The sequence below is a fragment of the Chryseobacterium sp. FW101-FHT12H09 genome, assembly GCF_058790395.1.
This window is the reverse complement of sequence record NZ_JBYTCP010000001.1, coordinates 270,354-289,597: the sequence shown is the minus strand read 5'-3', so window position 1 is coordinate 289,597 and position 19,244 is coordinate 270,354. Positions and strand designations below refer to the sequence as shown.

The following is a 19,244-nucleotide window of genomic DNA, read 5'->3' as shown; positions in this document are numbered from 1 at the left end:
GATTTATTATTTATAATGAATATGTCGATTTTAAGAGCTAAATGTTAATTGTGAGATTGTTAAAATAAAGTTAAACTTTGGTTTTATTTTATATTTTTTGAATTTAGCCAGTTCTGATAAGCCTTTGCATTGATAGCATGCTCTTCTGCGCTTGCTGTAAATTTGTGATAACCAAATCTGGCAGGATCGGCACACATGAATATATAGTTGTTGTTTTCTGCATTAAGTACTGCATCCACCGAGTTTTTATCGACAACACATATTGGTCCTGGAGGGATGCCTGCATTCGCATATGTATTATAAGGTGATGGAGTAGAAAGATATTTATAGAAAACCCTTTTAATAGGATCTTTAAAATTCGTTTGTTTATTGATAGCATAAATCACTGTAGGATCAGATTGTAATTTCATTCCCTTTCTATATCGGTTTAAGTATAATCCTGCAATAGTTTTCATTTCATCTTTTTTTCCTCCGGATTCTTTATATACAATTGAAGCTAAGGCGTAGATCTGATCTCTTGTTAATCCAGATTGTTGTTCTTTACCTTTTCTTTCGCTCGTCCAAAAAGCATTATATTGATCTTCGAATCTTGTAAAAAAGTCTTTTGGGCTCACCGTCCAGAAAAAATTATAGGAATCAATAAAGAAATACTTTTTAAGATCTTCAGCATCTTTATATCCTTTTTCTGTCGCAATTGTATTAAGCTCTTTCACAAACGTCAATGAATCCAATTCGGTTTTTTTCGTAACCTTACCAATCATTTGGTACATATCTCCAAAATCTCCTATCCTGAGTGTATTCTCCGTCTGATTTCCTGCTTTAATCATATTAATAATATTCGTATTGCCGGTTCCTTTTTGGATGTGATAACGCCCAGGTTTAAAACGTTGGGCAAGATCCTTATCTTTTGCCACGGTTTCAAATGATTCTTTATTCTGTATATATGGAGCAATAGAATCTAAGACCTGTTTAAAACTTGCCCCATGGGGAATTAAAACATAACCTTCCTTTTCTACGTTATTGCCGTAATATGTATTATAAAATCTTAACCCAAAAAATCCCGCAACTACTACAATAAGTAGGACGATAATGAGAATAGTTTTTTTCATTATTAAATAATTGATTAAAAGTTTTCTGTTTTTAAACTAGGTCAACCTTTCCTCTAAAAACTTGCTTTGCAGGCCCTTCCAGCCAAATGTTTTGGAAAGAATTTCCCTCTTTTTCAGCATAAACCTTTAGATTTCCACCCAAAGTTTTAACTTTTACAGAGATTAGATTGTTTTTTTGTAGAAAAGTTAAAGCCGATGCTGTAACTCCTGTTCCGCAGCTGAAAGTTTCATCCTCAACGCCTCGTTCATAGGTTCTTACGAAAATTTCATCATCAGTGATCTTTTCAACAAAATTCACATTGATTCCTTTTTCTTTATAATTTTTTGAATTCCTGATGCCGTTTCCTTCTGCAAAAACGTTGTAGGTAACAAGATCTTCAACATACTTTACATAATGTGGTGACCCCGTGTTCATTACTGTAGCTTCTCCATCATTGGAAATAGTATTCACATCGATCATTTTTAATTTGACAATTCCATTATGAATTTCAGCATCATGTTCTCCATCTATAGCGATAAATTTGCACTTGTTTTCAAAGATATCCAAGAAAAAAGCAAAGGCAACCAGGCATCTTCCCCCGTTTCCACACATGGTACTTTCTCCACCATCGGAATTATAATATACCATTTTGAAATCATACTTTTCATCATTCTCTAATAGAATAAGGCCATCTGCACCAATTCCAAAGCGTCTGTCACAAAGCTTTTCAATGATCTGCTTATCCTTTGGAAACTGTAAATCCCGGTTATCTACCATTACAAAATCGTTTCCTGTACCCTGATATTTATAAAATTCCATACTTTCTTTCTCTAAAAATAAACATGCAAAATTACTATATTAAAATAAAAAACGAGCAGTGTTTGCTGCTCGTTTTTGTTATTTAGAATAATTATCTTCTGAATCCACTTCCACTGGATCTGTTGGAATTATCTTGTGGCTGAGGATTAGTTTGTGTATTAGTTGGTGTAGTGTTTCTAAATCCGCTGCCACTGTTTGTATTGGTGTTGCTGGAATTATTGTTTCTGAACCCACTGTTGTTATTTTGAGGGCGTTGTGTATTTTGCTGTGGAGCATTTCTGTAGCCACTTCCCTGGTTATTTTTATTGCTGTTTGAATTTGAGTTTCTAAAACCGCTATTGCTGTTATTATTATTGTATCTATTGTTATTATTGTAATTACTATTGCTGTAATTGCTATTATTAGTAGATGTATTTTGCAGACCATAATTAGGTCTTTGTGAAGTAACTGTTCTTCTTTCTACATATACTTTTCTTCTGTTATTATTATTTCCATAGTAATAATAAGGAGCACCGTTATCATAATAATAGTTTACATCATTTCTATAGTAATACCCGTCATTGCCGTAGTATCCACCACTTCCATAATACCCGGACGGAGCATAGTAATTTCCGTTGTTATAATATGGATCTCCATAACCACTATTAGCATATCCATCAGAATAGGCTAAACAAGATGTTAAACTAACGATAGTGAAAAAACTAAATGTTATTTTTAATAAATTTTTCATGACTTTATTTTACTTTTTTCTTTAAAACTTTTTTTCCAATTGACGTATCCTATGATCGCCATTATAGTAAATACCAAATATTGAACCGAAGTGATTCCTAGACCCTTAAAAATCATCATTGGCATGCAAATAAAATCTCCGATAATCCAGAAGATCCAGTTCTCAATGCGTTGTTTGGCCATAAACCACATTCCAACTAAAAATATAGATGTGGTTAAAACATCAAGCCAATTTGCCCAATCCAAATGATATAATCCCAAATTTGCCCCCTTCATAGAAAAATGATTATCTATATAAGGTTTATAATAATATATGATGGTAACTAATAACAAACTAACAATAAAAAGTATGCTGGCAAATATCCACTCTTTTTTTGTAGCCCATGAAACCTGTACATGAATGTTATCATCAGAATTTTTAGCCCATAGTATCCATCCGTATACACTCATTGCAGTATAATATACATTAATCATACAATCGCCCAGCAATCCGAAGTTGAAAAGTATATAAACATAAATTAAGGTAGAAATAATACCTGTTGGATATACCCAAATGTTTTTTTTGATCGAGAAATAAACGCTGAGAATACCAAAGAATGTGCCCATGGCTTCAAGCATAATTTGTAAAGCAGTATAGTATTCATACGGTTTTACAAAAAGATCATATAGATTCATGTGTTCAAAAATAAGGAAAAATTCATTATACTCGAAAAATGAGTTGAATGGTATGCTAATCAGTTTTTTATGTTCTTAAATATAAATTTAATAATGAAAGTTTATCAATAATTGTTAGTATTTGTAAATTTTTTATACTTTCGTAAATCTTAAATAAACAATAAAATATGTCTAAAATTTGGGTTAAAAAACCAATGAGCGCTTATGAAGCTGATATTAAAAAAAGCGAGCTGAAACGCGTTTTGGGAAAATGGAGCCTTACTGCTATTGGAATTGGAGCAATTATCGGAGGTGGGATTTTTGTACTTACAGGAACCGGAGCATATTATAATGCAGGACCTGCATTAGCGCTTTCTTTTGTAATTGCGGGGATTGCGTGTGTGTTTGCTGCTCTATGTTATGCAGAATTTGCTTCCATACTCCCTGTAGAAGGTTCGGCTTATGCTTATGCTTACGGAACAGTAGGTGAGATCTTCGCCTGGATAATAGGGTGGGGACTAATTCTGGAATATGCGATGGGATCTATGACGGTCGCCGTATCCTGGTCAGGATATTTCGGAAAACTACTCAAAATGTTCGGATTGCATTTACCAGCTTGGCTTACCACGGATCCACAAACATATTGGGCTGCCGGAAATTCAGGCTTTTCAATGAATTTACCCGCATTTTTGATCGTATTATTTGTTATATCAATTTTAGTTAGAGGAACAAAAGGAGCTGCTAAGGCAAATAACTTTATTGTAATCCTTAAAGTTTCGGCTATTATTTTTGTAATTATTGCCGGAGTTTTCTTTATTAATACAGCAAACTGGACACCTTTTATTCCTGAAGCAACAACGATCACAGAAAATGGAGTTTCCCATTCTGCCTATGGTTTTGGTGGGGTCGTAGCCGGAGCTTCAGCTATTTTCTTTGCATATGTAGGATTCGATGCCGTTTCTACACAGGCAGGGGAGGCGATTAATCCTAAAAAGGATGTACCTTTTGCTATTATTACTTCATTAATAATTTGTACGCTTTTATATATATTGGTGTCACTGGTATTAACAGGAATGATGCATTATACAGATTTTAACCCTCTTGGGAAATATCCTGATGCAATTAAAGCTCCTGTAGCTTATGCTTTTGATATTGCGGGACAAGCTTGGGCTGGTTATATCATTACAATTGCAGCAACGATAGGTTTAATTTCCGTATTAATGGTAATGATCATGGGGCAATCAAGAATCTTTTTAGGAATGTCTAAAGATGGATTGATCCCTGCTACATTTTCAAAGGTAAATCCTAAAACAGGAGTTCCTACGAAAAATCTACTTATTTTGGGTGTTGTAATTTCTGTTATTGCTTCTTTAACACCTATTAATGATTTAGCACACATGACAAGTTTCGGAACTTTGTTCGCATTTACAATGGTTTGTGTTGCAGTTTGGGTATTAAGAGTTAAAGAACCAAATTTACAGAGAAACTTTAAAGTTCCTGCTTTACCTTTAATTGCTTGCTTAGGTATTTTAATTAATGTGTATTTGATTTTCAATTTAAGTAGAGAAGCTAAAATGTATTCTTTTGCCTGGTTGATTATTGGTTTCATTATTTATTTCTTGTACAGTAAAAGAAATTCTAAGCTCCAAAATGGAGGTTATGGTGAAACTTTTAAAGCTGAACAGGAGCCTTTGGAAAAACCAAATACAGATTTATAAAAAATAAAAGTTAAAAAATCCACAGGAAGCTGTGGATTTTTTATTTTTGTCTACTATGAAAAAGATTTTACCATTTTTACTTTTCTTTTTAGGAATATTTTCATTCTCTCAGGAAGTTAGCTTTGAGACTGTTTTTAATGACAAAATTAGCATTAGAGCCATTGAAATATGGGACAATAAAGTCTGGTATAGTGGAACAGATTCTAAATTTGGTTTTGTAGATCTAAAGAATCCTCAAGATCAAAAACAAATTAAATTGTCTGAAGGAAGATTGCAGTTCCGTACACTGGGACAAAATAAAAATCATTTTTATGCCATCAATATCGAAAGTCCGGCTCTCTTTTTTGAAATTGATAAAAAAGACCTGAAATCGAAAACAGTATTTAAAGACACGGTGAAAACAGCATTTTATGATGCTCTGCATTTTGTTAATGATAACTTAGCCTACAGCTTCAGTGATTCTGATGCTAATGATAACTTAAAATTAGCAATTCTAAAAAATGGAGAATGGAGCTCATTTAAAAATGATGTCATTTTAAATAAAGGAGAAGCGGCCTTTGCTGCCAGTAATACTAATATCGCTTCTAATAAAAAATATCTATGGATTGCTACAGGAGGAAAGGCTTCCAGGATTATCAGATTAAATTTTAAGACAGAAAAATTTGAAATTTTTAATACTCCTTTTATTCAGGGAGAATCTTCACAAGGAATGTATTCTATAGACTTTTATGATGATCAGTTTGGAATTGCAGTAGGTGGAGATTATACCAAGCAGGCTGATAATATCAATAATATTGCTACTACAGGTGACAGTGGGAAAACATGGCAGATTCAAGCTTCCGGAGCTAATGCAGGTTATACAACATGTGTCAAAATAAGACCAGGTTCAAAAGGGAAAGAAATAATAGCAGTAGGTGATCAACATATCAGTTATTCTTCGGATTTTGGAAAAACTTGGAAGAAAATTTCTGATGAAAAAAATCTATATGTCTGTGAATGGATCGATTCTAATTCTATAGTTTTTGCTGGAAAAGACAGGATTGCGGTACTGAAATTAAAATTTTAAATTTTTAGTATAGACTATATCTCTGTTAATACTACCATTTATCTTATTCTTCACTCTACCTTTGAATAAAATTTGCATGAGAAACCTTAAAATATTTGTTCTTCTCATTTTTCCAGCTTTATTATTCAGTCAAAAGATAAGAGTTTTTATTTTAGCCGGTCAATCCAATATGAATGGATTTGGCTATAATAAAGATCTTCCTGATGATTTAAAAAGTTTTAAAGAGGTATACATTTTTCAGGGAAACTCAGTGCCGGACGGAGATTTGAATGGTGGAATAGGAAAATGGGAAGTTTTAAAGCCAGGAAATGGAACAGGATTTAAGACAGATGGAAGAATAAATATACTTTCAGATAGATTTGGTTTAGAACTTTCTCTGGCAAAAAGGCTAAAAGAGCTTTTTCCGAATGATAAAATTGCTTTAATAAAGTATGCAAGAGAGGGAACATCCATTGATAGTCTTGCTAAAGGAGATTTTGGATGTTGGGATTCTGATTTTCATGGGAAGAACGGAATTAATCAGTATGATAATTTTCTGAAAACAGTTAAAAATGCTTTTTCGGAAACTGATATTGATGGAAATGGTAAGAAAGATGAAATTGTTCCTTCAGGTATTCTATGGATGCAGGGAGAAGGAGATGCAGGTTATAGTGAGGAAATAGCTGATCATTATTATGATCATTTAAAAATATTAATGAATCAAATAAGAGCCACATTACGGACCGACGATCTACCCGTTGTCATTGGAAAAATTTCTGATTCAGGAAAAGATAAAACAGGAAAAGTATGGCCTACAGGCGAATTGGTACAATATGCCCAGGAGAAGTTTGTGAAAAATAATAAGAACTCAGCGATTGTGCGGTCTACTGGAAAATATAATTATGGAAATGATCCATGGCATTACGATAGTGCAGGATATATTGATCTGGGGAAAAGCTTTGCGGAAGAGGTATTTAGACTCATTATAAATTTCGAAAATAAACCCTAATATAATTCATGATTTATAATTCATAAGTTATAGCTAATTTTGCAGAATGAAATTCTTTTGTATTTCATTCGATTTATAAAATTTAAAATTTTTAAATGAATTCTTTAATTGATAAATATAATATTCCGGGACCACGTTATACCTCTTATCCTACTGTTCCATATTGGGATGAGAGTACATTTTCTCCTGAGAAATGGAAAGAAAGTGTGGTAAGATCTTTTCATGAGAGTAACTCTGGTGAAGGAATTTCTATTTATATTCATTTGCCTTTTTGTGAAGCCTTATGTACTTTTTGTGCTTGCCATAAACGTATTACAAAACAACATAGCGTTGAAACACCTTATCTTGAGAGTGTTTTAAAAGAATGGAAGCTTTATCTTGAGCTTTTTGAAGAAAAACCGAAATTAAAAGAACTTCATTTAGGTGGTGGAACGCCAACTTTTTTCTCTCCTAAAAATTTAAAAACATTATTAGAAGGGATTTTTGATACTGTTGAGATCGCGGAACATCCTGAATTTTCTTTTGAAGGACATCCCAATAACACAACAAGAGAGCATCTTCAGACTTTGTATGATTTAGGTTTTAGAAGAGTAAGTTTTGGAGTGCAGGATTACGATCCAAAAGTTCAGAAAGCCATCAACAGAATTCAACCTTTCGAAAAAGTAAAAGAGGTAACTGAGCTGGCTAGAGAAATTGGTTACGGAGGAATAAGTCATGATCTTGTTTTTGGACTTCCACACCAGCACTGGGATGCGATGGAGCATACGATTCGTAAAACATTAGAACTAAAACCTGACAGATTAGCTTTTTATTCATATGCTCATGTTCCATGGATCAAAGGGGTAGGGCAGAGAGGTTTTGATGAAAATGACCTACCAAGTGGAGAGGAAAAAAGACGTCTATATGAGGATGGTAAGAGCCTTTTGGAGGAATTAGGTTATATTGAGGTTGGGATGGATCATTTCGCTTTAGAACATGATGATCTGTATCAGTCTTTGATTCAGAAGAAGCTGCATAGGAATTTTATGGGGTATACTTCAAGCAAAACGCAATTAATGGTTGGGCTCGGTATGTCATCAATTTCAGATTCATGGTATGCATTTGCTCAGAATGTAAAAACAGTTGAAGAGTATCAGAAAATAGTTGAAGAAGGAGAAATTCCTGTAGTAAAAGGACATATTTTAAATCATGAAGATTTAATAGTAAGAAGGCATATTTTAAATTTAATGTGTCAGCTTGAAACAACATGGGATATTCAGAATTCTTTTCCTGAATTGGAAAATGCTTTGGAAATGCTGAAGGAAATGGAAAGAGATGATCTGGTTGAAATTCATGATAATCAAATAAAAATTACAGAAAAAGGAAGGGCTTTTACAAGAAATGTAGCGATGGTCTTTGATCTTAGGATGATGCGGAATAAACCTGAAACCAGGATTTTTTCTATGACAATCTAAAAAATGAGGAGGAAGCTTCTTTTTGTAATCATTTATTTATATGCACTTGTATTTAGTGTTTTAAAAACGATTAGATTGCCAAATAATTGGTCCGAAGCACATTGGGTGATGGATTATAAATTTGGTTTTATTAAAAGAGGGCTTGCAGGAGAGCTTTTTAGTTTCTTTTTAGAAAAAACTGAACAAAATATACTATTCATCTCTGTTTTTATATTGATAATTCTGTATGCGTCACTATTATTTATTGCATACAGAGAGACTGTTAGAAGTAAAGAGGGTATTGAGACTGTATTGTTTTATGTAATTTTCTTTTTGTCTCAATATATCATATTTACAGCACATCTTATCGGGTACCTTGATCATTTAATCTTTTTGCTGACAATACTTGTTATCTGGCTTCTCAAATCGAGAAAAGTTTTACTCCCATCAGTACTTGTTTCAATAAGTATCCTGATACATGAAATTTCATTTTTCTTAATGGTTCCTATCTGTTGTTTCGCATTGATTATTAGTGAGATTGATGAGAATGGATTTTCAATAAAAGATATTCTGGCCCGGGGAATGGTAAAGAAAATTTTAATATTTTTAATATTACCTTTAATCACCACGTTTGGGGTGTCTATATATCAGGAAATTCTTGGAACAACTGATCATAGTCAAATATTTAATTATTTGGAGCACTTTCAGTTTATGGATAGAAAAGCTGCTGATTCGGTTGCATCTGCTTATACTGTAAAGTTCACAGAGTATTTCAGTGAAGAAAGTCCACACTTTTTTCAGAGAATATTTGTTTCAAAGGGTTCAATTTTCTTTGGTATTCCCATTCTTTTTATGATGTACCTTGTTTACAGGCGATTCAAAAGAATAAATATCTACCTCCTGTTATTATTGGCCGTCATTGTTCTGTTTCCTTTATGTCTTCATGCTATCGCCTGGGATACCTATAGAATATGGTCTTTTCCTTTTATGATTTTGTTTTTAGGTTTTTGGATATTAAATTCTAAAATAACTTCAAGATCTGATGCCAGTGAAAAAATGTTTTTAATAGAAATAATTTTTGCCGTTATTTCAGTTCTTTTCGTATCATTAGTTCCAAATAACCTGCTTGACAATGAGGTTGAAAGATTTTCATTGTTAGAAAGACTTGTTATTCTTTTACCACTACTGATTATATGGTTTTATTATTATAAAAAAGCCCCAATAAAAATATATTGAGGCTCTCATTTACTTTTATTGAATGATCAGCTTTTGACTATAAGCTTTTAATTCTCCTGATTTAAGGTTGATATAATATACTCCTGCTGGAATACCTGAAATATCAATACTGTTATCTTTATTAATTTTTATTTGATCTAGAACCTTTCTTCCTTCTGAACTTATAATTTCTACAAATACTTTTGTGTCTTTTAATCCTTCAATAAATACTCTTTTAGAAGCTGGATTTGGATACACTTTAATCTCACTTATATTATTGTTTTCCTGTGTAGAAAGAGTTGTGCTGGTAATTTTATAAATTTTCCCACTGTTAACAGCAGCCACATATAATCCCTTCTGGCTATCTTGTCCGAAACTTGCGAATCCACTACCAGAATATGGAGTTGTCCAAGTAATAGAGTTATCTGAACTTAGTATACCAATCTGATCAGAACAGTAATCCGCAAAAAAATATTTGCCTACCAAAGTAGGATAAAGGCTTCCTCTGTAAACATAGCCTCCGGTTATGGAACATTTTCCGCCAGAATGATCATAAACTGCGATAGGGAATGTCATTGTGGAAGCACTTGCACAACCGTTGGCGTTATAGGCTGTATTTCCTTCGTAGCATCTCCATCCGTAATTGATCCCTGCCTGAGAAATAGGATTTCTGTTGATTTCTTCGATCTGACCTTGGCCGACATCAGCGATCATGGCATTTCCTGTTGTAAGATCAAAAGAAAATTTCCACGCATTTCGAAGACCGTAAGACCATATTTCGTCTGCTCCATCAACACCTACAAAAGGATTGCCTGCTGGAATATTATAAGCATTGGTGGAATTTACATCAATACGCAGCATTTTTCCAAGAAGAGAGTTTTTATTTTGTGCATTGTTATTGGGATCCCCTGCGCTACCGCCATCTCCGGTTACAATCCATAAATTTCCGTCAGGAGCAAAATGAATGCTTCCGCCATTATGATTAGAAAAGGGCTTTGGAATACTTAATAATATTTTCTCTGAATTGGGATCAGCAACATTAGGATCTGTACTGCTTACAGTATATCGTGCCACAGTAATGTTACCCGTTGTAATATTGTTATAGTACACAAAGAAATACCCATTTGTAGAGTATTGAGGATGGAAAGCTAATCCTAAAAGTCCTCTTTCTCCACCATAAAGAACCTTAGTACTTATGTTTAAAAAATTAATCGTATTGATAGATCCTGTAGGCTGGATAATTTTTATGATCCCATTCTGTTGTACGACAAATAACCGGGTGTCATTGGCATTTGTGATTTCGACAGGACTGGTAAGTCCCGTTGCAAATTCTTCCAGATTAATAGATTGTGAATTAAGGAATAAGGAAGAAAAAATAGTTACAGTAAAAAGTAAATTTTTCATAATATTTTGATATTTAGTGTCTTGTGAAGTTAATGAAAAACAGCTATTAATCAAAATTTGAAAATTTAATAATTTATTGCCGCAAAATTGATGAATCTTAAATAGAAGTCGCGTTGTCGATATATCTGAAAATAAACCATTTCTGTTGTTGAAAGTTCATAAAATATAAAGAAAATCATTATATTTGCCGACTTAATTTAACGTAGTTATAACAAAATGCAAGGAAAAGGACTTATTACAATTGTTGCTATTGTACTGGGGTTGATTTGCTTAAATGAGCTTATACCAACCTGGTACGCCAGCAAAATTGAATCGCAGATTGAAGCTGCGAACGGAAACGAGAAAGAGATCAAGCGATTAAAAGAAGATACTCTAAATCTTGGTTATACAAAGCTTTACTATTCTAAAGCAAAAGACAAAGAAATGAAACTTGGTCTTGACTTGAAAGGAGGGATCAACGTTCTTCTGGAGATCAACCAAAGAGATTTAGTGAATGATTTAACAAATTATTCTTCTAATCCTGTTCTTATCGAAGCTTTAAACAAAACTGACGAAGTTCAGAAGAATTCTACAAAGGCTTATGTTGACAACTTCTTCGATCAATTTGAAGCATTAAACAAAGCAAAAGGGACGAATCTTAAACTTGCAGATCCGGAATTATTCGGAAACACTAATCTTACTGAGATTAAGTACAATACTACTGATGAGCAGGTAAAAAGTATTATCAAAAGAAGAATTGATGCTTCTGTAGGTACTGCTTTTGAGGTAATCAGAACGAGAATTGACAAAATGGGGGCTGTGCAGCCAAATGTTCAGAGAGTACCTGGAACAGCAAGAATTTCTGTTGAAATGCCAGGTATGAAGGATATCGACAAGGTAAAGAAAATGCTTCAGACTTCAGCAAAACTTCAGTTCTGGGAAGTTCAGCAGGTTCCTGAAATCGGACCTTATTTCCAGACTTTAACTACGATGATACCTATTAAAGGGGATTCTATGGGAGTTGCGAAGAACGTAAATTTCATGAATCTTTTACATTTAGATAAGCTGAGAACAAATGGTGTTGCTAGCATAAAGTTATCTGATACTGCTGTAGTTAACAAGATTTTAAATAGCAAAGTAGGACAGTCTTTACGTCCTTCTAATATTAAATATACCCAATTCATGTGGGGTTACAAACCTGAAGCTACTGATCCTGAAAGTTTAGTATTATATGCGATCAGAGGTAACATCAACCAAAAAGCACCAGTAGACGGTGCTGTTGAAACAGCTAGCATCAGCTATGATGAGCTGGGAAGAGTAGTGGTTGATATGCAGATGGATTCTAAAGGAGCTAAAGAATGGAAAACATTAACAGAGAAGAACGTTAACAAACCAGTTGCCGTAACTCTTGATAACAGAGTGTATACTGCACCAAATGTAGTAAACGCTATTCCTAACGGTAGAACTCAAATCTCTGGTAACTTCTCTCAGGATGAGGCTAAAGAATTGGTTGACGTTCTAGGAGCAGGTAAATTACCGGCTGGAGCTAAAGTAGTTCAGGCTACACAGGTAGGACCTTCATTAGGACAAGAATCTATTGATGCAGGGATGATCTCTTTTGCTATCGCATTTTTAGTGATTATCGTTTATATCATTTTCTATTATGGTGGTGCAGGGGTGTACGCTGTAATTGCAATGATCATCAACTTATTCTACATTTTCGGAATTATGGATTCCGTTGATGCTACCCTTACACTTCCTGGTATTGCAGGTATTGTTCTTACAATGGCCATGGCCGTGGATACGAACGTAATTATCTATGAAAGAACCAAGGAAGAATTATTTGCCGGCAAAAATATTTTAGAAGCATATAAAGATGGTTTCAAGCACGCTTTAAGCGCTATTGTTGATGGTCACTTAACGACGTTATTAACAGCGGGAGTACTTTTCCTTTTCGGAACAGGACCTATTAAAGGATTTGCTTTAACGCTGGGTATTGGTATACTAATGACTTTCTTTACTTCGGTATTGATTTCAAGAACAATGATCTTTGCTAGATTGAATAAAGGAAAACAACTTTCTGTTTGGACTCCTCCTACGAAGAACTTATTCAGAAATACCTGGATCGACTTTATTGGAAAAAGAAAATATGCTTATATTATCTCTTTAGTATTAACAGTAATCAGTATCGGATCTATTTTTATCCACGGATTTAAATATGGAATTGACTTTACCGGTGGTAGAAACTACGTTGTAAGATTTGATAAGGATGTAAATGCAGAAGATATTGAACAGAATTTAGTAAAAATATTCAAAACTGAAGATGGTAAAAATTCATCTGTTGAAGCTAAAACTTTTGGAAATGCTAATCAATTAAAGATTTCTACGGATTATCTTATTGACGATGAATCTCTGAAAGCTGACCAAACTGTTGAACAGAAGCTATATGAAGGTTTAAAAACAAGTCTGCCAGCTAATATTTCATTGCATGATTTCAAATCTGCAGATAAAGAACATGCGGGAATTATCTCTTCTGAGAAAGTAGGACCTACTGTTGCTGATGATATCAAAACTCACGGTATTCTTGCAGTTGTAGCTGCTTTAGGAGGTATCTTCCTTTATATCTTGGTGAGATTTAGAAAATGGCAATTCTCTCTTGGTGCTGTTGCGGCGTTATTCCATGATGCAGTTATTATTTTAGGAACCTATTCGTTGCTTCACAAATACATGCCTTTCAACATGGAGATCAACCAGGATTTCATTGCTGCGATCTTAACAGTACTTGGATACTCTATCAATGATACCGTTATTATCTTTGACAGAATTAGAGAGTATTTAAGAGAGAAGAAATCTTTAACATTGGCGGGATTATTTGATGATTCAATTTCTAGTACGCTAGGTAGAACATTCAACACTTCATTTACAACAATCCTTGTTATTTTGGCGATCTTTATTTTCGGTGGAGATAACCTTAGAGGATTTATGTTTGCGATGTTAATTGGTATTGGTTTCGGTACATATTCATCCATATTCATTGCTTCGGCTATTGCATATGATTTCCTGAAATCAGGAAAAGAAGAAGAGGTACACGGAAAAACTACTTCGAGCAAAGAAGTACTTGCTTCAAAATAATTATACTACAATAAATAAAAAAGAGCCTTTCAAACGAAAGGCTCTTTTTTATTTATAAGCTTCGGGTTTCAAGTTCAATGGTAGGAAAATAAATGAAAATAGTGTTTCTGGGAAGAAGAAGTAGTTGATACAATATTCCGAAAAACTCGAAACCCGGAATCCGGAACTGAATAGTAGACAATTCACTATCCATATTAATTATTCATAATTTAGAATCATTAGTTCTCTATATTTCGTTATTTTTGCAGAATTATGGAAAATTCAAGGAAAAAAGCTGCCATGAGCTTTATTTTTATAACGCTATTAATTGATATCACTGGATGGGGTATCATTATCCCTGTTGTTCCTAAATTAATTGAAGAACTTATTCATGCAGATATTAGTGAGGCAGCGAAATATGGTGGGTGGCTTGGTTTTGCTTATGCATTCACCCAGTTCATATTTTCACCGGTTGTTGGAAACCTCAGTGATAAATATGGACGAAGACCTATTATTCTGATTTCACTTTTTGGATTTTCAATAGATTACATTTTCCTCGCATTAGCTCCAAGTATATGGTGGCTTTTTTTAGGAAGAATTATTGCCGGAGTTACAGGAGCCAGTATTACTACTGCCAGTGCCTATATTGCTGATATTTCTACAGATAGCGACAGAGCTAAAAACTTTGGATTGATAGGAGCTGCTTTTGGCCTGGGATTCATTATAGGTCCGGTTTTAGGTGGAGTCTTAGGTCATTATGGTGCAAGAGTCCCATTCTATGCTGCGGCTGGTTTATGTTTATTAAACTTTCTTTATGGATATTTTATTTTACCTGAAAGTTTGGATAAAGACAAGCGTCGTGAATTTAGTTGGAAACGTGCTAACCCTGTAGGATCATTTAAATTTTTGGGAAAGCATCCAGAAATTTCAGGATTAATAGTGGCACTTATTTTAATCTATATTGCCGGTCATGCTGTGCAGAGTAACTGGAGTTTCTATACGATGTATAAGTTTAACTGGACAGAAAGAATGGTAGGGTTGTCCCTTGGTGCCGTAGGTCTTTTAGTAGGACTAGTACAAGGTGGTCTGATACGTTGGACAACACCGAGGTTGGGTGAGCAGAAGAGTATTTATTATGGACTGGCTTTATATGCAATTGGGATGTTACTGTTTGCTTTTGCTACAGAAGGATGGATGATGTTTGCTTTTCTGATTCCTTATTGTTTAGGTGGAATTTGTGGGCCTGCACTTCAATCGGTCATTACAAAAAGTGTTCCTTCCAATGAACAGGGAGAACTTCAGGGAGCATTGACGAGTTTAATGAGCGCAACAGCGATTATTGGACCTCCTATGATGACGAATTTATTCTATTATTTTACACACGATGAAGCGCCATTTAAATTTTCAGGAGCTCCTTTCTTCTTGGCTTTTATCTTAATGGCAGTGAGTGTTGTTATTACATATTATGGATCTCAAAAAAGTAAAGACATAAAAAAATAATACATTTTGAAATATAAAAAAGCGGGGAATCAAATGTGATTCCCCGCTTTCAGTTGAATATAATATAGTTAAAATAATGTATTATGGATAAAGTGATTTAGTACCATTACTTACAATATTGCTTCCCAATCCTGAGAATGATACTGAAAAGTTGCTTGAATTAAAGCTTAAAGAACCTGTCGGAGTACACAGACCAAGTGCATATCTGCATTGTCCGTAAGCACCTGTCCTCTTAATTACTTTACTTTCACTTTTGGCTTTCCCTAAGCTGATATTACCCCAATCGCTCACATCAGTGTTTGAAACCGTAGAACCGTTATAATAAATGGTTATTTTATATCCGGCTTCACCTCTCTTTGATCCCCACAACCATTTTGCAGTCCACCATTCTTTAAACCATTTAGAAACGACCTTGGCCTGAGTATCAGTAGAAGTCTCAACATTACTGCCTCTATCCATCATTACCAATCCACCAAGAACATTATCCCAGATAATTCCATCTTTATTATAAAAACATAACGAGGTAAACTGTTCTCCTTTATGATTCCATGTGATTTCAAGAACATCAGTGTTCATTTTTACTTCTTGTGCAATGACATCGGTAAGCCCTTTTTGAGCTGCAGATAATTCTTCATCAGAATTAAAACTTCCTATTTTTCCCACTTTTACTGAGTTAGGATCAGTGATGTTGCCAAATGCAACATAGGTGTCTTTACTCGAAATTAAATTCTGGGAAATTGCAATGCCTCTTTCAGTAGAAAGTGTCCCCAGAACATTAATACCTGTCATTTGAAGATCATTTTTCAAATATTGCTCAAGATTCTTTTTAGATTCTTCCAATTGTATTTGAACATTGTTGGAAAGTGTTTGGGCAGGGCTCAGTTCCTTTTTTAAATCAGAAATGGATTCCTTTTTTGTCGCATTGTCCTGAAGTACCTCAGTGCTTTCATTTTGACAGCTGGTTAAAGATAATACCATTGCCAGCGCAAAAAGTTTAAAAGTAGTTACTAATTTTTTCATAGTTTAATATTTGTAGTTGTGTGGAATAAATCTAATAAAAAAAATCATATAATTCTTTATATAGAGAATTAATTATTAATTAATTTTAAATGTATTTAATGTTAAACTATTGTTATCCTCAAATAAAATATTATAAAGCCCTGAAATAAATATTCTTAAAATTTGTTTAAAATTTTGGATTCTACATTATATATGTATAATCTTTTGTAATTTTACACCATGGAATTAAGCATTGGAGAAATGGCATTGATTGCAGTTGCAATCGTTGTATTATTCGGACCGGATAAACTTCCTCAAATAGCGCGTGATTTAGGAGCAGGCGTAAGAAAGATGCGTGGGGCGGTGGAAGACATTAAAACTGAGATCATGAAAGAAACAGATAACCCTGTTTCTGAAATCAAGCGTGAGATCGAAAAAGTAAAAGATGCTGCAAAAGATTTCAATCCGATGAAGAATATCGAAAAAGATATTCTTACGGAACCTTCTTCTTCTGAACCTGAAAAGCCAAAGCCTTCTGAAGATGAAACTTATGAAGGACCTGTAAGCAGATAATCGATGGAAGAAATTATTCAAGAGGATAAGAAGGTCTTTTTGTTTCTCAATAATTTGGGCGACTCTTCTTTTGATCAGTTTTGGATGCTGATTTCCAGTACCTGGATATGGGTTCCGCTTTATATTATATTTCTTTATTTTCTATATAAAAACTACAAACTAAAATCTTTAGTTTATATTCTTTTATTTGTACTGATAGGAACTACGGTTTCTGATCAGGTTGCAAGTATATTCAAACACGGAGTAGAGCGATTAAGGCCATGCCATGATCCTAGCTTGGAGCATTATATGAGGATTGTAAAATGTGGTGGACAGTTTGGATTCTATTCTGCCCATGCTTCAAATACTTTCTTTTTGGCAACTTATTTAAGTGTTTTATTAAAAAAGAAACTCAATTGGTTTCCTTATGCTATATTTGTATGGGCTGCAGTAGTTTCTTACAGCCGTATATATTTAGGAGTGCATTTTCCGATAGATATTTTGGTGGGGGCGTTTGTTGGACTTTTATTGGGAGTGATATTTGGTGCACTCGCAAAAAAAGTGATCAATAAACAAACTATAACCACATGAAAAAATTTTTATTCCTTCTAACATTAGCGATAACATCTGCTAATCTTTATTCCCAGGACTCAAAAACAGCTGAAGAATGCTTTAAAAAAGCGGATTATAAATGTGCTGAAGAGCAATATTCTAAACTGGCTGAAAAAGAACAGATCCAGAAATATCGATCTGAGTACTATAACAATTTAGGGACGGCACAAAGAAGACTAGGTAAAACGCCTCAAGCCTTTAAATCCTACGAATCTGCCTTAAGAGCAAATCCACTGTCTGCATCAGTATATGCTAATTTAGCTTCATTAAACAGCCAGAAAGGAACCAAAGAAAAAGCTTTGGACTATATTGACAAAGGATTGCAGATTGATCCTGAAAATGTAGATATGTACCTAACGAGATCTAAAATTTATGATAGCCAAGGAAAAAAAGACTTAGCTATTAAAGATTTAAATCAGATCCTTGCCTTCGCACCAGAGAATATCTTTGCAAGAACAGGTTTAGCCAATCTGAAAAAGAATAATGGTGATCTTGAGGGTGCCTTGAAAGATTATAATCAGCTTATCTCTGAAAAACCTGAGTCGTTACTTTACAATGGGCGTGCAGATCTGTATTTAAAAATGAAAAAATCAAAAGAAGCTTTGGCAGATATTAATAAAGCCATTTCTATTGATCCTAAATTTGCTCAGTCATACGTAACAAAAGCTTTAATCCTATTCGATACTCAAAAACCTAAGGAAGCATGCACTAATCTGGAGAAAGCTGTAGCTGTGGGTTATGAAAAGGCTCTTCTAGCTCCACATTTTGCTAAATGTGTTATAAAACAGAATTAATCATTGTGATAAGGTTTTCCCTGTAAGATCTGATCAGCACGATACAGCTGTTCCACAATAAATAAACGGATCATCTGATGGGTAAATGTCATTTTAGATAATGACATTTTTTCATTGGCTCTATTATATATTTCTTCAGAAAAACCATAGGCACCGCCAATCAGAATATTAATTTTCTTGACTGATGAATTCATCCATACATCTATTTTTTGAGCAAACTCTCTACTTGTAAATTGTTTTCCTTTCTCATCTAAAATTACGACCAGATCATTTTTATCGATTTGATTCATAAAAAGTTTGGCTTCTTCTTTTTTTAAAAGATCCGAAGAAAGGTTTTTTGCATTTTTAATATCAGGGATTTCTACTATTTCAAAATTCCAATGCTTAGGAAGGCGGGTGAGGTAATAGCTGATCAAAGAAGTAATTTCTTTATCATCTGTTTTTCCAATACAGAGTAAGTTGATTCGCATGGGATGTAATCAATTTTAATGAGGGCAAAGATATTCATAATTTAAGGAATTATTTCTTATTTTTTTAATGCTTTTTGTTCATTATGATCCAAAAGCAACGTGCCTAAATGTA

The 19,244-nt window shown here is 33.9% G+C and carries 17 protein-coding genes; 10 read left to right on the top strand and 7 right to left on the bottom strand.

Going from position 1 to position 19,244, the window contains the following annotated elements; all coding sequences use genetic code 11:
- Positions 1 to 83 precede the first annotated feature (83 nt).
- The 4 genes from mltG to pnuC form a co-directional block, all read right to left on the bottom strand.
- Positions 84 to 1,109 carry an endolytic transglycosylase MltG gene (gene mltG, locus AC3WRL_RS01280; protein ID WP_492329559.1) on the bottom strand — a complete coding sequence of 342 codons (1,026 nt, stop codon included), beginning with the start codon at positions 1,107 to 1,109 and terminating at the stop codon, positions 84 to 86.
- A 31-nt stretch (positions 1,110 to 1,140) separates the two neighbouring features.
- Positions 1,141 to 1,908 carry a diaminopimelate epimerase gene (gene dapF, locus AC3WRL_RS01275; protein WP_214833370.1) on the bottom strand — a complete coding sequence of 256 codons (768 nt, stop codon included), beginning with the start codon at positions 1,906 to 1,908 and terminating at the stop codon, positions 1,141 to 1,143.
- Positions 1,909 to 1,999: 91 nt separating this feature from the next.
- Positions 2,000 to 2,638, bottom strand: a complete 639-nt coding sequence (locus AC3WRL_RS01270) for a hypothetical protein (protein ID WP_214833367.1) — start codon at positions 2,636 to 2,638, stop codon at positions 2,000 to 2,002.
- A complete protein-coding gene (gene pnuC / locus AC3WRL_RS01265; RefSeq protein ID WP_214833364.1) occupies positions 2,635 to 3,312 on the bottom strand; it encodes a nicotinamide riboside transporter PnuC in 678 nt (225 codons plus the stop codon). The genes AC3WRL_RS01270 and pnuC overlap by 4 nt, the downstream gene beginning before the upstream one ends.
- A gap of 167 nt (positions 3,313 to 3,479) precedes the next feature.
- Between pnuC and AC3WRL_RS01260 the strand changes: the two genes are divergently transcribed.
- The 5 genes from AC3WRL_RS01260 to AC3WRL_RS01240 all read left to right on the top strand — a co-directional run bounded on the left by AC3WRL_RS01260 (position 3,480) and on the right by AC3WRL_RS01240 (position 9,732).
- Positions 3,480 to 5,009 (top strand): APC family permease, encoded by a 1,530-nt coding sequence (locus AC3WRL_RS01260; protein WP_214833361.1) that lies wholly within the window; start codon positions 3,480 to 3,482, stop codon positions 5,007 to 5,009.
- A 55-nt stretch (positions 5,010 to 5,064) separates the two neighbouring features.
- Positions 5,065 to 6,075 carry a WD40/YVTN/BNR-like repeat-containing protein gene (locus AC3WRL_RS01255; protein ID WP_492329558.1) on the top strand — a complete coding sequence of 337 codons (1,011 nt, stop codon included), beginning with the start codon at positions 5,065 to 5,067 and terminating at the stop codon, positions 6,073 to 6,075.
- Positions 6,076 to 6,151: 76 nt separating this feature from the next.
- Positions 6,152 to 7,063 (top strand): sialate O-acetylesterase, encoded by a 912-nt coding sequence (locus AC3WRL_RS01250; RefSeq protein WP_214833355.1) that lies wholly within the window; start codon positions 6,152 to 6,154, stop codon positions 7,061 to 7,063.
- A gap of 95 nt (positions 7,064 to 7,158) precedes the next feature.
- Entirely contained in the window at positions 7,159 to 8,517 is a 1,359-nt protein-coding gene (gene hemN / locus AC3WRL_RS01245) for an oxygen-independent coproporphyrinogen III oxidase (protein WP_261511499.1), read from the top strand.
- A 75-nt stretch (positions 8,518 to 8,592) separates the two neighbouring features.
- Complete coding sequence (locus AC3WRL_RS01240; RefSeq protein ID WP_261511500.1) at positions 8,593 to 9,732, top strand: hypothetical protein; 1,140 nt, start codon at positions 8,593 to 8,595, stop codon at positions 9,730 to 9,732.
- Positions 9,733 to 9,747: 15 nt separating this feature from the next.
- On the opposite strand, the gene AC3WRL_RS01235 is transcribed toward AC3WRL_RS01240, so the two are convergent.
- Positions 9,748 to 11,115 carry a PQQ-dependent sugar dehydrogenase gene (locus AC3WRL_RS01235; RefSeq protein WP_261511501.1) on the bottom strand — a complete coding sequence of 456 codons (1,368 nt, stop codon included), beginning with the start codon at positions 11,113 to 11,115 and terminating at the stop codon, positions 9,748 to 9,750.
- Positions 11,116 to 11,331: 216 nt separating this feature from the next.
- Here AC3WRL_RS01235 and secD point away from each other — a divergent pair, with 216 nt between their 5' ends.
- Both secD and AC3WRL_RS01225 read left to right on the top strand, forming a co-directional pair.
- Positions 11,332 to 14,226 carry a protein translocase subunit SecD gene (gene secD, locus AC3WRL_RS01230; RefSeq protein WP_214833347.1) on the top strand — a complete coding sequence of 965 codons (2,895 nt, stop codon included), beginning with the start codon at positions 11,332 to 11,334 and terminating at the stop codon, positions 14,224 to 14,226.
- A 252-nt stretch (positions 14,227 to 14,478) separates the two neighbouring features.
- Positions 14,479 to 15,705: a TCR/Tet family MFS transporter gene (locus tag AC3WRL_RS01225; RefSeq protein ID WP_214833345.1), complete on the top strand. Its 1,227-nt coding sequence runs from the start codon at positions 14,479 to 14,481 to the stop codon at positions 15,703 to 15,705.
- Between the two features lie 81 nt (positions 15,706 to 15,786).
- Here the strand turns inward: AC3WRL_RS01225 and AC3WRL_RS01220 are convergent, their stop codons facing one another.
- Positions 15,787 to 16,725, bottom strand: coding sequence for a hypothetical protein (locus AC3WRL_RS01220; protein WP_492329557.1), 939 nt, complete (start codon positions 16,723 to 16,725; stop codon positions 15,787 to 15,789).
- 219 nt (positions 16,726 to 16,944) lie between these two features.
- On the opposite strand from AC3WRL_RS01220, the gene AC3WRL_RS01215 reads away from it, so the two are divergent.
- Genes AC3WRL_RS01215 through AC3WRL_RS01205 form a run of 3 tightly spaced genes read left to right on the top strand, consistent with a single transcriptional unit; the run spans position 16,945 to position 18,662 of the window.
- Entirely contained in the window at positions 16,945 to 17,277 is a 333-nt protein-coding gene (locus tag AC3WRL_RS01215; protein ID WP_214833341.1) for a Sec-independent protein translocase subunit TatA/TatB, read from the top strand.
- A gap of 3 nt (positions 17,278 to 17,280) precedes the next feature.
- Positions 17,281 to 17,847, top strand: coding sequence for a phosphatase PAP2 family protein (locus AC3WRL_RS01210; protein ID WP_214833340.1), 567 nt, complete (start codon positions 17,281 to 17,283; stop codon positions 17,845 to 17,847).
- Complete coding sequence (locus AC3WRL_RS01205) at positions 17,844 to 18,662, top strand: tetratricopeptide repeat protein (protein ID WP_261511504.1); 819 nt, start codon at positions 17,844 to 17,846, stop codon at positions 18,660 to 18,662. Before AC3WRL_RS01210 ends, AC3WRL_RS01205 begins: the two co-directional genes overlap by 4 nt.
- On the opposite strand, the gene AC3WRL_RS01200 is transcribed toward AC3WRL_RS01205, so the two are convergent.
- The gene (locus AC3WRL_RS01200) at positions 18,659 to 19,132 is read right to left on the bottom strand and encodes a 23S rRNA (pseudouridine(1915)-N(3))-methyltransferase RlmH (RefSeq protein WP_214833336.1); all 474 of its coding nucleotides are present in this window, start codon (positions 19,130 to 19,132) and stop codon (positions 18,659 to 18,661) included. The genes AC3WRL_RS01205 and AC3WRL_RS01200 overlap by 4 nt on opposite strands.
- Positions 19,133 to 19,244: the final 112 nt, after the last annotated feature.